12 protein-coding genes are annotated in these 14,817 nt (G+C 33.5%); 5 read left to right on the forward strand and 7 right to left on the reverse strand.

Annotated features, from left to right (window positions below):
- Window positions 1–24: 24 nt before the first annotated feature.
- Both serS and P2W65_RS04380 read right to left on the reverse strand, forming a co-directional pair.
- Complete coding sequence (gene serS, locus P2W65_RS04375) at window positions 25–1,296, reverse strand: serine--tRNA ligase (protein ID WP_111284934.1); 1,272 nt, start codon at window positions 1,294–1,296, stop codon at window positions 25–27.
- Between the two features lie 158 nt (window positions 1,297–1,454).
- Window positions 1,455–2,375 carry a PA3715 family protein gene (locus tag P2W65_RS04380; RefSeq protein WP_289663753.1) on the reverse strand — a complete coding sequence of 307 codons (921 nt, stop codon included), beginning with the start codon at window positions 2,373–2,375 and terminating at the stop codon, window positions 1,455–1,457.
- Between the two features lie 184 nt (window positions 2,376–2,559).
- Here P2W65_RS04380 and P2W65_RS04385 point away from each other — a divergent pair, with 184 nt between their 5' ends.
- On the forward strand, window positions 2,560–3,042 hold the full coding sequence (locus tag P2W65_RS04385) for a hypothetical protein (RefSeq protein ID WP_289663754.1): 483 nt from the start codon (window positions 2,560–2,562) through the stop codon (window positions 3,040–3,042).
- A gap of 20 nt (window positions 3,043–3,062) precedes the next feature.
- Here P2W65_RS04385 and P2W65_RS04390 read toward each other — a convergent pair whose 3' ends face one another.
- Both P2W65_RS04390 and P2W65_RS25430 read right to left on the reverse strand, forming a co-directional pair.
- Complete coding sequence (locus P2W65_RS04390) at window positions 3,063–3,602, reverse strand: DMP19 family protein (protein WP_289663755.1); 540 nt, start codon at window positions 3,600–3,602, stop codon at window positions 3,063–3,065.
- Between the two features lie 585 nt (window positions 3,603–4,187).
- A complete protein-coding gene (locus tag P2W65_RS25430) occupies window positions 4,188–5,744 on the reverse strand; it encodes a patatin-like phospholipase family protein (protein WP_289663756.1) in 1,557 nt (518 codons plus the stop codon).
- A 255-nt stretch (window positions 5,745–5,999) separates the two neighbouring features.
- Between P2W65_RS25430 and P2W65_RS04400 the strand changes: the two genes are divergently transcribed.
- On the forward strand, window positions 6,000–6,725 hold the full coding sequence (locus tag P2W65_RS04400) for a hypothetical protein (RefSeq protein ID WP_289663758.1): 726 nt from the start codon (window positions 6,000–6,002) through the stop codon (window positions 6,723–6,725).
- Window positions 6,726–6,765: 40 nt separating this feature from the next.
- On the opposite strand, the gene P2W65_RS04405 is transcribed toward P2W65_RS04400, so the two are convergent.
- The 3 genes from P2W65_RS04405 to P2W65_RS04415 all read right to left on the reverse strand — a co-directional run bounded on the left by P2W65_RS04405 (window position 6,766) and on the right by P2W65_RS04415 (window position 9,955).
- The gene (locus P2W65_RS04405; RefSeq protein ID WP_289663759.1) at window positions 6,766–7,905 is read right to left on the reverse strand and encodes a DinB family protein; all 1,140 of its coding nucleotides are present in this window, start codon (window positions 7,903–7,905) and stop codon (window positions 6,766–6,768) included.
- A 136-nt stretch (window positions 7,906–8,041) separates the two neighbouring features.
- The gene (locus P2W65_RS04410; RefSeq protein ID WP_057115344.1) at window positions 8,042–8,269 is read right to left on the reverse strand and encodes a CDGSH iron-sulfur domain-containing protein; all 228 of its coding nucleotides are present in this window, start codon (window positions 8,267–8,269) and stop codon (window positions 8,042–8,044) included.
- A 186-nt stretch (window positions 8,270–8,455) separates the two neighbouring features.
- Window positions 8,456–9,955, reverse strand: a complete 1,500-nt coding sequence (locus P2W65_RS04415; RefSeq protein ID WP_289663760.1) for a family 43 glycosylhydrolase — start codon at window positions 9,953–9,955, stop codon at window positions 8,456–8,458.
- 492 nt (window positions 9,956–10,447) lie between these two features.
- Between P2W65_RS04415 and metG the strand changes: the two genes are divergently transcribed.
- The 3 genes from metG (at window position 10,448) to P2W65_RS04430 (ending at window position 14,802) form a co-directional block, all read left to right on the forward strand.
- Window positions 10,448–12,583: a methionine--tRNA ligase gene (gene metG / locus P2W65_RS04420; RefSeq protein WP_289663761.1), complete on the forward strand. Its 2,136-nt coding sequence runs from the start codon at window positions 10,448–10,450 to the stop codon at window positions 12,581–12,583.
- A 357-nt stretch (window positions 12,584–12,940) separates the two neighbouring features.
- Window positions 12,941–13,216, forward strand: a complete 276-nt coding sequence (locus P2W65_RS04425) for a hypothetical protein (protein ID WP_289663762.1) — start codon at window positions 12,941–12,943, stop codon at window positions 13,214–13,216.
- A gap of 131 nt (window positions 13,217–13,347) precedes the next feature.
- A complete protein-coding gene (locus P2W65_RS04430) occupies window positions 13,348–14,802 on the forward strand; it encodes a hypothetical protein (RefSeq protein WP_289663763.1) in 1,455 nt (484 codons plus the stop codon).
- Window positions 14,803–14,817 lie beyond the last annotated feature (15 nt).

A 14,817-nucleotide genomic window follows, 5' to 3' on the forward strand; every position in this document is an offset into this window, starting at 1 on the left:
CTGTAACTGAGACTGTAAACTAAATTAATTTATAATATCAAATCCACAGTAAGGACGTAAAACTTCAGGGATTACGATTCCTTCCGGAGTTTGGTAATTTTCTATAATTCCAGCCAAAACTCTAGGAAGTGCCAATGAACTTCCGTTAAGTGTATGAGCCAATTGGTTTTTTCCGTCTTTGTCTTTGAAACGTAATTTCAAGCGGTTTGCCTGGAAAGTTTCAAAGTTAGAAACAGAACTGATTTCTAACCAACGGTCTTGTGCTGTAGAAAACACTTCAAAATCATAAGTCAAAGCAGATGTGAATCCCATATCTCCTCCACAAAGGCGTAAAACTCTGTATGGTAATTTTAGTTCTTTTAAAATCTCTTTTACATGTTCTACCATTCCGTCTAGCGCTGCATAAGAATTATCAGGATGCTCCACACGAACAATTTCTACTTTATCGAATTGGTGTAAACGGTTTAATCCTCGAACGTGTGCTCCATATGAACCTGCTTCACGACGGAAACATGGTGTATACGCTGTATGTAAAACAGGAAGATCACTTTCGTTTAAGATTACATCGCGAAATAAATTGGTTACCGGAACCTCAGCCGTTGGAATCAAATATAAATCATCAATTGTAGAATGATACATCTGTCCTTCTTTGTCTGGCAATTGTCCAGTTCCAAAACCAGAAGCTTCGTTTACCAAATGCGGTACCTGAACTTCGTTATATCCTGCAGCTGTATTTTTGTCTAAGAAATAGTTGATTAAAGCACGTTGAAGCTTTGCTCCTTTTCCTTTGTAAACAGGAAAACCAGCTCCGGTGATTTTTACACCCAATTCAAAATCGATAATATCATATTTCTTTACCAATTCCCAGTGAGGTTGTGCGCCTTCGTGTAAAACCGGAATATCTCCTTCCTGAAAAACATTCAAATTATCGTCCGGAGTTTTTCCTTCAGGAACAATATCTGCCGGAAGGTTTGGCAAAGTGTATAATTTATTGGTTAACTCAACAGCCAAAGCTTCTGCTTTTTCGCTTAGTTCTTTACTTTTTTCTTTTAGTGAAACTGTTTTCTCTTTTAAGATTGCTGCTTTAGCTTTCTCTCCGGCTTTCATCAATTCACCAATATCTTTGGACAATTTATTAGATTCTGATAAAGTATTGTCTAATTCCACTTGAGCAGCACGACGATTTTCGTCTAATTGAACCACTTCTTCCACAACGCTTTTAGCATCGATATTTCGTTTTGCTAAAGCTTTGATTACTTTCTCTTGATTTTCTCTAATAAATGCAATTTGTAACATAGCTTGATTTTTATACTATTGTATTTTTTATAACGGAAGCAAATTTAAGGAAATGTTTGTTAACAATAGGTCAAAGTTTTATAGTAAAACCGAAATCTCTTATAAACAGCAAAAGCACTCTAAAAGTGCTCTTGATGTTATTTCGAAATTCATGTTTTTTACTCTAAAAAACGATGCCTGTCATCTCTATTAAAAGCGTATTCTTTGCCGTTAAACATTAATTTCTCGGATTCTTTTTTGATTTTTAAGTCGCTCTTTTCTTCCATTTCATTTTCTAAACTGTCCTCAACAGCTTCTTCATAAGAAAAGTTTTTGGTTACAATCAAATCATAAAAGCCATTTGTTTTATGATCTCCAAAACTCATTCCTGTTTCTAAGGTTTCGATTTGGTAAGTTCCGCTTCCATTCGAATCTCCGTTAGTAAGACGGATGGGATATTCATAAAGCACTTTTTTAATTTCATTGTTTGCAAGCGTGAGCAATGTAAATTTTCGCTCCGAATATAAAACAATTCTACTGCTCGCACTAGCTTCTGTATAAAAACCAATCGCAGGTGTATTCTCATTCAAATAGACTAAATCCTTTAAAATATGTGATTTCGAAAATCGAATTGCTTCGTTGTGATAATATCCGAGATTATCATCAAACTCTTCAGCAATTATATCTCCGCTTTCTCGATTGACAAATAAATATTTTCTCTGAAAGTAATTGCCTAGATTTTCGTAGCCATCCGCTTTGGAAATCTTTTTATTGTGCTCAATAATAGTCAGGACAAAAAAAGCCGTTTTATCGTCGTAGTTGATTGAGCTTGTCTCATCCATTTTAATGTTTGAGTATTTGATATTCAGATTTGATGCGATTTTAGAAAGCAAAGGCAGATTCAACTCTTCTGAATCTTTAATGTCATCCAGATTTTTAAAAACGAGTTTTTTAAGCTCCTTATTATTAAAATCAGCGTCTGTTTCTGTCAGCGAAAGCAGTTCTTGATTCTGAATCCCTGCTTGGTTTATCGTTTTTTCACTCTTTCCGCAAGCGAATAAAAGCATCAAAACTCCACTGTAGAGTATAGTTTTTCTCATAGGCATCAATTTGTTAGTAGATTTATTTGGGCTTTTCAAATATATAATTTTCTTACAAACACAACTAAAAAAATTACAAGAACTAAACAACTGAAAAAACATTTTGAAAATTTTCATCAAAACCAATCTTAGTAAAATAATTCTGATATATTTGTTTTAACATTAATTTATAAAGTGAAAGCCTATGAAAAAAATTACTTTACTGCTAATACTGTTTGTTTGTACTATACTAACAAGCTGTAATCAGCGCACTACAAAAAGCTACAACGATACAATTGTTGATGCTCACACCAAACTTTTTCAAGCAAATGACGAATTCTTGAAAGGAAGTTTGAACTACATTGGAAAACCTGAATCTAAAAAAGATCTTCTAAAGTTAATTGCGACAACCAAAAATAAATTGGTTGAAGCTAAAAAACCTGTTGAGCTTTTGGAGCCGCTTAATAGAGATCATGGGTTAAGAAAAACAATGCTGGACATGCTGGACAGCAGTATAACCTCTATGGATGGTTTTGAAATAAACATAGATCTTTTGACAGCAAAAGATAATGAAGAAAAAGCCGCCATTATGATGCAGGGTGCTTTTTCTGAAATACTAGAACTTGATGGTTTAATTAAAGAACTTCAAGTTCAATACGCTCACGAAAACAATGCTCAATTAAGATAATAGCTGAGATTTTTGGGCATTTAATCTCTTTTGATTTCATGCCCAATAAACTCTTCAAGAGTTTTAAACATTTCATCTACTGAAAGTACTTCTGTGTCTGGATGCGATTTTAAGAACGCAGCGTTCAATTCTACTATATTTTCATCCAATTCAAAATAAGCATTATTATTTAAAAGATCTCGAAGCGGATTCGGGGTTTCAAACTTCGCCTGCAGAAATTTCCCTAATTTAATATTGCTTTGTAAACGTAGTTTTCGGCTTTGCTCTTTAAATAATTCCAAATGTTTTTCGGCACCAATTAAAGCTAAACCTTCTTCAATTAATTCGTTTAATTCTTTATTCCAGCCAGAATCATGAACGAATTTCGAAAAATTTCCTTCTGTATATTTTGAAGCATAAAAATCTAAATAGTAACTCATCAAAGCGTCTTCGTGAATCAAATCGTCGTCTATTTTTTCTTCACGCATTAAATTGATTACTGAAATATTTGAATTCACAACGTCTTGAGGATTTTCACTGTTTGACGCCGTTTCTGAAATAATAATTTTACCGAATTCCATTTTGAGATTATTTTAAAAGATTGCTTTTGCAAAGTTGAGGGAAATTTTTTTTACATTATAATTATTGACTCGTTTGTTAATAATTCATACCTGATTATTGCCTTTGACAGAGGATGAAAAATACTATATTCGCAGACTAATTGTCTAAGAACACGAAAAATCTTTACTATTCTAAATTATGTTTTATCTAATTTTAAAATTAATTGGCTTTCAATTACTGTTTTATGTTTTATCAGTATTAATGCTTATCGCTTTGGCATTTATATTCAAAAAACATATAAATATTAGCACTAAAAAAGACATGATAATCTTATATGCTTTTTCAATTTTAGGATTTATATTGTGGTTTTTTTATTCGTTACTTGCTGCAGATATAGTTAGCGAATTTATAACCAAAAATCCAAAAGTAAATCCGAAACTAACAATTCTAATAGGAGTGTTTTTTGTAGTTCCGATAATTTCTTTTTTTGGAAAAGATAAAGGGAATGAAAAATCTAAAAGAGACCTTGTTATATCTTGTTCAATAATAGCCGTTACCTATTTTCTATATTTTTTTAATTTCTTTTACCTCCAAATTTTTCTAGCCTAAAACCCTTTATTCTCCACCAACAGCCCTTTCAATTCATCAGCCTTTACATAAGCAGCAAAACGCCCAGAAAGTAAAAGCATTTCCTTTTCTTCAGGTGTTATTTTGAGTTTGGTTTCTACATGCGATGCATATTCGTACAGCATTAAAAGTTCACTGGCGCCAAAATCTTTAAACTTTTCTTTGTCTAAACTGGAAAGTATCACTTCGCTATTTTTGTCTTTTTTAAAACTATCAGAACCAAATTTTGAAATCAATTGAGCTTTAAAATCGTCATGCAGTTTCAGCCAGCTTGCTGCTTCGTCATCACTGTTTTTTAGTTCCGTAATCAAAGCTTCGTATTTTTCATCTTTTTTCAATTTAGACAAATGATTGCGTAAAGTAGTAAAACCAATTACTTGATAATTGGAAGTCGGGATTTTATAACGTTCTAAAACCGTTTCGACATCTCTTTCAAAAGTCATATACCGAGTTTGAACCGTATATAAAGATGCCGTTTCTAACAAAGAAAGCAATCTGATCTTACCATCATTTATATAAGGTGACTTTTTTCCCTGCCCTAAACAATCAATAAAAAGCGCTTTTTTGTTTTTGTCTTTTACTCTATTATCATTATGAAGTAATTCTACTAAAGTTTCATATCCCATATTGTCTGATGCTCCGCCATCAATCACACATAAAATTTTATCCTGGTTTTTGATTCCGAATTTAGTTTTGGGCAGAACGCCAGGAAAAGCAGAACTTGCCGTAATAGCATAAGTAAGCGGAAAATCATAACCATTATTAATCTGATTTCCGTCAAGCGGAAGTGACGCTTTATTGGGAGCCAAAGACGAATTAATCTTTAAGGCACGAATAATATGAGGCATAAATGGAAAACGTTCACCATTGTTATAAGCGGTTCCATTAGCAACCATTATAGGCAATTGCGGATTGAGTTTACTATCTTTCGGAATAAAAAAATCGGACAACTGCATCTGTGTTTGAAACTTATTTTGATTGTCTGGATTCGAGCTGTCATACTGCAAAACTTCCAGATCCAATCGCTGTGCCATTGACACTTTTTCTCCTTTTTCGTTTCGGCTATTATTAAGAAGGGAAAAAAGTGTAGCCGATTTGTTTACATCCGATTTGAAGGCATCTGCTTTAGAAAAGTAAAACTCATTAAAAGTACAATTATCATATTGTAATTTGTTTTTCAGGATCGTCAGATAATATCCTGCTGAATAACAGCCTCCAGAAACAGTCGAAAAATAATCGATTTCATTTAAAAAATTACGGTTCGCATTCTCTTCCTGAATATCTTCCAATCCTAAAAGCACGCCCAAACTAAAAAACTGTGCCCTAGATCCCCCACCAGAAATACCAATTCCTAATGCAATATTTGGATTTTGCAATCGTACATCACGATCCTGAACCGATTTGTATTCGTTTAAACTCACCGTAGGAATTGAGTTGTAATTAATTTCCGAAAAGAGGTTTATTTTGTTTTGAGCGATTCCTTCATTTGACAAAACAATAAAAATGAATACAATACAAAGTCTTTTAAATACCATAAACCAAAACATTATTAAAGTCCATAAAATTAACTGAATTAATTCAATAAGAGTTAATTAAGATCCTATTTTTAAAATTCAATAATGTTAATTTCAGCTTAATCAAATAAATTAAAAATTATAATAAAGAAGCCATCTATTGATTCTTTAATACTAAAATAACAATTCTTGCAAAACGGAAAATAATAATATATTTGCGCTTCATGTAATTTTTAACTCACAAAACCCATTAATTAACTTTTAACAACCACCCCAATGAATCGCATCGTTATTCTTATTAAACTTGCTGTAGCAATTTTTCCGTTTTACTTACTTCATTATTTATTGTATAGTACATTTAATCAAATTCCATATTTTGTAAGTGTACCTATAAACATAATTTTAATAGCTGGTGCGCTGTATTATGTTTACTCGGCCAGAAAACAATTTGTTATTGATAACGAAGATGAAGAAGGAATGCCTGTTCATCTAGAAAAATCAAGTTATTTTTTCATACCGCTGGCCGCTATGATTGCATTATTTCTTGTATCGTCTAGTTTTAGAACTTCACTTTATATTGACAATGGAAGATCTGTTCCAGTAGAAGTAAAAATAGCTTCAGAAGCAACACAAACTGTTGCTCCAAACAGCTTTATTTTAGTCGATGTTCCGATTGGCAAGAACGAAATAAGCATCAATGGAACGAAGAAAAACATAAACATACAAGGCAAAGGACGATGGGTTTACAATGTAGATAATTTGAATTCCTATATTGAAGGAACAGTAAACTACGCCAATCCAGAATTGAGCAATGCAAATGATACTATCTCCACAAAACTTCATGTAGATAAGATTATCCATAAAGAATTTTTCAAACTAGAATCAGATTTTATTTTTGAAGCCCCAGAATCGATAACTATAAAAAAAGACGCTGGAATAGACAAAGTGCATACACAAACTGTTTTATACAGATTGCCAAAAGCATTATCAGATATAAAATAAATTACAAAAAAGGCTGTATCCTAGGATACAGCCTTTTACTTTATTTTTTAATCTCCTGTGGAAGTGTCTTTTTCTGTTCTTTCTGCTCTGGCGGAATTCGTTTTTTCAAAAACAAAATCTGTCCTAAATGACTCGATTGATGTTCCATGACATGAAACCAGCAATATTGGTTGGTCATGTCATATTTTAATTGGACTTGCGCAAACCAGGCATCATCTCTTTTCTTTAATTCTTCGATAGTTTTGGCTCTTACTTGATTATAAATATCAAGATAATATTGAATATTATGGCCTTTAAATTCGTCTCTTCCACCTTGATCCAAATTCAATGCATTGTTCCAAATCTTCTTTTCTTCTTCATTAAAATCCCTGTTTTCAAAAGTAAAAACTTGATAGTATTTTTCGGCTGCAGCCAAATGCATGACCAAAGCCCCAATTCGGTTGGCTTCTTCATCATGAAGATAATCGATTTCATACTGACTCATGTTTTTAACGGTTCTTTCTACACGAGATTTCAAATCTTCCAGCATCGAGATCATATCGGCAATTTTTGGTGAAGCGCCTTCAACATTTCCAATTTTTGCTTCTGGCCTTGGCTTAATTCCGCTTCCTTCTAGTAATAAACTGCTTTTTCCATCAACAACCGATTTATCAGAAGAAACTTTATATTCTTTTACTTTAACTATAGCATCTTTAGAGGTGCCAAAATTCCATTTTGGTATGTCTCCATTTTTTACGGGAGTTTCAAAACTTGCATTTAAAACAGTAAAAGGTTCAAAACCACCCTTATCATTTTCTATCAATACTTCAAATTTATCAAAATAGAATTTCCCGTTATTAACGCATAAACCTCCAAAACTTAATGATTTGGTGTTTGCATCAATAGTTCCTTCAACTGTATAAGAGTTCCATTCTTTAGACTTTACAGGTCTATCCTGCATATTATCAAAAAAGCCTTCTTCATCGTTTTTCGTATCAACTCTAGCCCATACTCCAGCCCAAGATGTTGGTTCTGTGGTTTCGGCTTTAACCGAAGCTATTACTTTAAACTTTTTCTTGACTTTGGTTTGGATATCAATGGTTTGATTGAAAGAAGTCCAATCGCTGGAAATTACTTTTTGTGTTTGAGCATAACTTATACTGAAAAACAAAAACAACAGTGGTATTATCAGTTTTTTCATTTTTTGGAAAATTTAAAAGTTGTGTAAATGTAATTATTGTTTTCTAAGTAATAACTTACTTTTTAATAAAAATTGCCACAAAAAAACTGCACCTTTATCAGATGCAGTCTATTTTAAACTCCATTATTTCAGAATCTTAGTTCGTTTTCATCGGCGGAAGATCAAACGCCACAGAATCGTGTTCGAAGTTGTTTCTGTGTCCTCCATCGCAGAATGGTTTGTTAGCAGATAATCCGCAACGGCACAGTCCAAGTGCAGATCTTCCTTGTAAACCGTAAAGTACTCCTTCTGGATCCATGATTTCAAAATCGCCTTCGATTTTAATAGATCCATTTTTATTGATGATTAATTTAGTCTTGCTCATAAATTTTGTTTTTTCGGGTGCAAAGATTGCGAAATATATCGTTATTTAAGAGCAGTGAACGTAGTTTAAACTGGTTCTATTTTATGTTGGATTTGCCGTGAAGGCTCGAAGGCACAAAGTTTATTGATTTTTAAAATTCAAATGAAAAAACTTTGTGTTTTAGCGCCTTTGTGGCAGACAAAAAAACTACAGCGCCTTGTAAACAAAATTTCTAAACTTTACACTTCCCTTTCCAATAGAGCAAAGACCAATTCTTAGTCCAAGAAAACCGCTCAAAACATTATGATTGTATCCCGAAACTTCTACAGAATTTTCTATTTTTTTCCAGTCTTTTCCATCAATACTGTAAAACATATCGACCGTGTTTTTGATGTTTTTTAAACGAAGAAAAACTTTTCGGTTATGTGTATTTTTCTCTGTTGGAAACTGCCATCCTCTCAAATTTGCCAAGATATTATTCTGATCGGCTAATATTCCCGAGTAATATCTATTATCGTAAAAAAGCGTTAATCCACCTGTAGCGTTGCCTTCGATTTCCATTTCAACTTCGGCGATATAAGAATGTCCGCCCGGAACAATTACAAGTGGTGCACTATTTCCAACACCATCTCCTTTTCCTTCAATAGTCAAAGTATTATTGGCAACTTTAAATCTAGAATTTTCAACTCCACCATAAAACTTCCATTGCGGTTTCAAAACTGAACCTTCAAAATTATCACTTAATGAAAATTCAGGAAGTGTCTTCCCTTGTGGTTTTTCAATCGGTTTATCTGTCTGAGTGTTATCAGAAATTTTATACCAACCGTCTTTTGTCCATTCCACAGGTTGTAGCAAAGTCTGACGACCCAAGTTGTAATAATCTTTTTCGTAACCATGAAAAATCATCCACCATTTTCCGTTTGCATCTTCAAAAATAGTACTGTGCCCTTTTGACCACCAGGTTTCAGAACTATTATTGGTTCGCAAAACAGGATTAAAAGGCGAATTTTCCCAAGGTCCAAGTGGCGATTTTGATCTTGCAGAAATGACCATATGACTTGTAGCTGGGCCAGCAGTTCCGCCTTCGGCAACAGTTAAATAATAATATTCACCTCTTTTAAAGAGTTTTGGTCCTTCCATACAGAAACATTCAATACTCCATTCGCGCGGAATTTTCCAGCCGTCATAAACATGTTTCAATTCACTTGTTACCGAAAGTCCGTCTTTGGATAACGCTACATAACCGCCGTTACTGAAATACAAAAATCGGTTCCCTTTCTCATCTGCAATATGTCCGGGATCGATATTACCGATTTTCAAATCTATTGGCTCGCTCCAAGGGCCGTTAATAGAATCGGCTGTAACTACAAAATTGGTATTATTGGCAGGAAAATAGATGTAATATTTATTGTTGTACCTAATTAAATCGGGCGCCCAAACAGCTCCAACATATTTTTGAAGCGCATTGGTAATGGGTTCCCAATTCATTAAATCGGTAGAATGCCAGATTAAAAGTCCAGGATAATAATCGAAAGAAGAATGTACAACATAATAATCTTTTCCGTCTCTTAATAAACTCGGATCGGGATAATCTCCAGCAAAAATTGGGTTGGAAAATTGTCCTTGCTTTAAACTCTTTTCTGATTGTGATTGAGAGTAACCACAATACACAAACAATATTGAAATGATTAGATATATTTTATTCATGTTTTGATATTTTTTTCAAATATAGTCAAAAAGACCATAAGTTATAATTTAGCTACAGATTATAAGGATTAGAAAGATTCTTTTTTAATATTTTGTCAGACTGAGCGAAGTCGAAGTCATTCTAAAGTGATTTATTTATTGGAGTGAAATAATCTCGCAAAGACGCGGAGTCGCAAAGTTTTTTTGAATTAAGCCACAGATTAAAGGATTAAAAAGGTTTTAAACATCAATTGCCTCCAGCTTTAGCTGGAGGTTGCATAAAATGTAGTTTAGAGGCTTTAGCCAAATGTGCTTTTTGGCTAAAGCCAATATTTAATAATCATCATTATCACATCCAGCTAAAGCTGGACGCAATTCATAAAAACTTTGCGCCTTTGCAAGATTTAAAAAATAAAAATCCTTGCGAATCTCTACGCTTTTTCTCTGCGAATCTTTCCGCAACATTAAAATCTCAAATCTATTGCTTATTTTTGCACTCAATAAAATTGAATTATGATACAAGATCCAAAGAGATATACGATCACGGCGGCATTACCTTACACCAACGGGCCTATTCATATTGGGCATTTGGCTGGGGTTTATGTACCTGCAGATATATATTCTAGATATTTAAGATTGCAAGGGAAAGATGTTGCATTTATTTGCGGAAGTGATGAACACGGTGTTGCAATTTCGATGAAAGCCAAAAAAGAAGGAATCACACCGCAGGAAGTTATTGATAAATATGATGGAATCATCCGTAAATCGTTTGCTGATTTCGGAATTTCATTTAACAATTATTCTAGAACTTCGGCGAAAATTCATCATGATACGGCATCTGAATTCTTTAGGACTTTGTATGATAAAGGCGATTTTATTGAAGAAGTTACAGAACAATTGTACGATGCAAAAGCCAATCAGTTTTTAGCAGACCGTTTTGTGGTTGGAACTTGCCCAAAATGCGGTAATGACGGCGCTTACGGCGACCAATGCGAAAATTGTGGCTCTACTTTGAACGCAACTGATTTGATCAATCCGAAATCGACAATTACAGGCGAAACTCCGGTTTTAAAATCAACGAAACACTGGTTTTTACCTTTGGATCGTTACGATGCTTTTTTACGTGAATGGATTTTAGAAGGTCATAAAAACGACTGGAAAACCAACGTTTACGGACAAGTAAAATCTTGGATTGACGCAGGATTAGAACCTCGTGCGGTAACACGTGACTTGGATTGGGGCATTGATGTTCCGGTTGAAGGTGCCGAAGGCAAAAAATTGTACGTTTGGTTTGATGCACCAATTGGATATATTTCTTCTACAAAAGAATGGGCCGCACGCGAAGGAAAAGACTGGGAACCGTATTGGAAAGATCAAGATACTAAATTGGTTCACTTTATTGGAAAAGACAATATTGTTTTCCACTGTATTATTTTCCCGGCAATGCTAAAAGCAGAAGGAAGCTATATTTTACCAGACAACGTTCCAGCAAATGAGTTTTTGAATTTGGAAGGAAACAAACTTTCGACTTCTAAAAACTGGGCGGTTTGGTTGCACGAATATTTAGAAGAGTTTCCAGATAAACAGGATGTTTTGCGTTATGCATTGACATCAAACGCTCCTGAAACAAAAGATAACGATTTTACGTGGAAAGATTTCCAAGCTAGAAATAACAACGAATTGGTTGCCGTTTTTGGAAACTTCATCAATCGTGTGGTGGTTTTAACCAACAAATATTACGATGGAATTATTCCAGCGCCAAACGAATTTACAGAAGTTGACGAACAAACTTTAGCAGAATTAAAAGCGTATCCAGCTGTAATTTCAAGTTCAGTGGAGCGTTACAGATTCCGTGAAGCTTTGGGGGAATTAATGAATGTGGCTCGTTTAGGAAATAAATACCTTGCAGACGAAGAGCCTTGGAAAGTAATGAAAGACAATCCGGAGCGTGTAAAAACTCAAATGTATGTGGCATTGCAAATTGCTGCTGCGTTGAGCGTTTTGGCTGAACCGTTTTTACCTTTCACTGCTGCGAAACTTTCTAAAATATTGAATTTAGCTGATCTTAAAGAACATTTTGCAGGTTTCAGTAAATTCCTAAAAGAGAAAGATCGTGATGCAAAGGATATTTTTATTGATAAAACATTAGGTTGGAATGATATTTCTGAAAACTCAGATTTACTTCCTGCTGGACATAAAATTGGCGAAGCAGAATTACTTTTCGCTAAAATAGAAGACGAAGAAATACAAAAACAAATAGATAAATTGGAAGCAACAAAAACAGCTAATCTTGCCGAAAACAAACAAGCAGAACCTCAGAAAGATTTAATTCAGTTTGAAGATTTTGCGAAAATGGATATCCGTATCGGAACTATTTTGGAAGCTGAAAAAATGCCAAAAGCAAATAAACTTTTAGTACTTAAAGTAGATACCGGAATCGATGTTCGTACGATTGTTTCGGGAATTGCTGAAAGTTTTTCGCCAGAAGAAATTATAGGAAAACGTGTTTCTGTATTAGCAAATCTTGCTCCAAGAGCTTTACGTGGTGTTGAAAGTCAGGGAATGATTTTGATGACAACAAATGCTGAAGGAAAACTGGTTTTTGTAAATCCAGATGCTGATGCGCCTAATGGAGCTACGGTAAACTAAAAAATTTAAAAGATGTGTAATAACACATCTTTTTTTTATCTCTTTTAAGTTTATTTGGGCTGTCCTGCAAGGTTTTCAAAACCTTGTAGGTTTGAATAAATTGCCATACCTACAAGGTTTTGAAAACCTTGCAGGAATAAAAAAACAAAAATAAAATTCTTACATTTTATCATTTCTTTTCAAAATCCTTTTTGTAAGTTTGTTCTGCAAAAATACCAGAAGTAATTCTGAAACTTTATTTAAAGTTAACATAAGCGAACCCTCGCCATGATGGCCCTATGGAAACTCGGGAAATCTATCCTTCTGGGTATTTTTGCACATCTAAAGCGAGGGTTTCGTGCGTTTAATATTTTCGATATGCAAAGAGAAAATCAAAAACCTACACACCACGATGTAATGCCATCGATGGCAAAATTCCTATCAGATCTTTGGTTTGAAGGAGATTTTAGAGAACAGCCTAATTATCTCTCTGAAATTTTCAAGCGAATTCTTGAAACAGAATTAGGAGATGATAAAGATCTAAGATCAAAAATGATGGAATGCATCAAAACCAGTGAAATGCTTGCCGAAACACTCGAACCGTTTTCGGATAAACAAATTCAGAAGGCCTGCAATAAGATCATAATGACTTAAGATAAAAGCGTAAATCGATTAACTTTTTTAATTGATTTGCGCTTTTTGTTAAAAAGACAAAGCAAGAATTATCGTATGTAAAAAATTAAGATATTAGCTGAAATTTATCTAACCCAAAACCAATTAGTTGTATGAAGAAGAAAATATTCAGCGTCTATTTACTATTATGTACTTTGACCACATTTTCACAAGAAATTGTAAGCTCTACGCCAGTTGAATTAAAAAAGAATCGAGGCATTTTTCAGGTTGTAAACAATGAAAAAAAAGATGTTACTTTATTGATTAGTGATAAAATAAAGGTAAAAGCAATTCATTTAAATGAGAACATGAAAATTGTCGATAGTATTTCTGCCGCAAGACCAGATACTAAAACTTACGACATGATGATTGGTTACAATATCAGCAATAGCAACCCACGTTTATTTTGGTCATCTAACGATTCCGAAAATGTTATTGCTCAGTTATATGATATTACCAATAAAAAAGTTACAACGCAGGAATATACTCTTGCTCTAAAAGATGAAAAAATTCTGCAGAAATTTAGTGACAGCGACAAATTCTATATTTTAAGCGTAATCAAAAAAAGTAATTCCTTAAAACTACACGTTTTTGACCAAAACGGGAATTACACTTCAAAAGTTATCAATCTGGAAGGGTTTCATTTCTTTAAATCAGATTACACGAAATCAGATTTATATGGAATATTGGGAGAAAACCTTCTTCCTTTTGAAGCTCCTTTTTCATTAAAAAACATCAACACAGACAATCCAACTTCATTAACAGATGCTGCGAGAAAAAGAAAATGCTACTTCAACAGTAAAACACTTATTTTAACTATAGACACCAATCCAGATTACACTCAGACAATGGTAATTGATTTGGAAAAATTTTCAGCAGTAGAAAAAATAATTCGATCTGCTGATATTTCAAAAGTAAGTTCTTCAGGATATAGGGTTGCAATAACTTCAAATTCATTTTACTTTGATAATAAACTCTATATGCTAAAATCTTCTTCGGATCAATTTTTCTTTACTATAAAAGATTTAGAAGACAATACATTAAAAGAATATACGGCAACATCTGAAGCGCCTATTGATTTTAAAAATTCGGATATTTATCAGGAAGGCGGAGACTTTGGAGGAGGGAAAAGAATTTTAGATAATAGTTCCCAATTTTTAAGAAAGATAGTCAATTTAAATGCTGGACTTTCATGTTATACTATCGGCAAGAATACCCTTATTACTTTTGGCGGTATTTCAGAATTGGGACAATCTGCCGGACAAGCAACTGCTAATCAATTTGGACTTATAGGCGCTCTCGTTGGAACAGCTTTCTTTAGCCCTACAATGGACAATTTCAATTCTTATGCTAACAGAAAAGTAGTTAAAATAGAAGGTCTTTTTGACAATAACGACAATCACTTAAAAGGCGATTTACAGCCTTTAGCTTTTGATAAAATCCGTACTTTTTTTGATAATTACAAGGATGTGTCTTCTCAAACATTATTCAAAATGAATTCAGCTTATTACTTAGGTTATTACGATAATAAGTCCAAAGAATATACGATCAGAAAGTTTATCGATTAAATCTTAATTTTCTGA

This window comes from Flavobacterium panacagri, assembly GCF_030378165.1.
In the GTDB taxonomy this organism is placed as follows: Bacteria; Bacteroidota; Bacteroidia; order Flavobacteriales; family Flavobacteriaceae; genus Flavobacterium; species Flavobacterium panacagri.

Excerpts from the sequence above, each read along its gene's own strand:
- P2W65_RS04425 (WP_289663762.1), top strand. The coding sequence starts at position 12,941 with ATGCAAAGAGAAAATCAAAAACCTACACACCACGATGTAATGCCATCG.
- P2W65_RS04385 (WP_289663754.1), top strand. The coding sequence starts at position 2,560 with ATGAAAAAAATTACTTTACTGCTAATACTGTTTGTTTGTACTATACTA.
- P2W65_RS04410 (WP_057115344.1), bottom strand. The coding sequence starts at position 8,269 with ATGAGCAAGACTAAATTAATCATCAATAAAAATGGATCTATTAAAATC.
- serS (WP_111284934.1), bottom strand. The coding sequence starts at position 1,296 with ATGTTACAAATTGCATTTATTAGAGAAAATCAAGAGAAAGTAATCAAA.
- metG (WP_289663761.1), top strand. The coding sequence starts at position 10,448 with ATGATACAAGATCCAAAGAGATATACGATCACGGCGGCATTACCTTAC.
- P2W65_RS04390 (WP_289663755.1), bottom strand. The coding sequence starts at position 3,602 with ATGGAATTCGGTAAAATTATTATTTCAGAAACGGCGTCAAACAGTGAA.
- P2W65_RS04405 (WP_289663759.1), bottom strand. The coding sequence starts at position 7,905 with ATGAAAAAACTGATAATACCACTGTTGTTTTTGTTTTTCAGTATAAGT.
- P2W65_RS04380 (WP_289663753.1), bottom strand. The coding sequence starts at position 2,375 with ATGAGAAAAACTATACTCTACAGTGGAGTTTTGATGCTTTTATTCGCT.
- P2W65_RS04415 (WP_289663760.1), bottom strand. The coding sequence starts at position 9,955 with ATGAATAAAATATATCTAATCATTTCAATATTGTTTGTGTATTGTGGT.
- P2W65_RS04400 (WP_289663758.1), top strand. The coding sequence starts at position 6,000 with ATGAATCGCATCGTTATTCTTATTAAACTTGCTGTAGCAATTTTTCCG.
- P2W65_RS04430 (WP_289663763.1), top strand. The coding sequence starts at position 13,348 with ATGAAGAAGAAAATATTCAGCGTCTATTTACTATTATGTACTTTGACC.
- P2W65_RS25430 (WP_289663756.1), bottom strand. The coding sequence starts at position 5,744 with ATGGTATTTAAAAGACTTTGTATTGTATTCATTTTTATTGTTTTGTCA.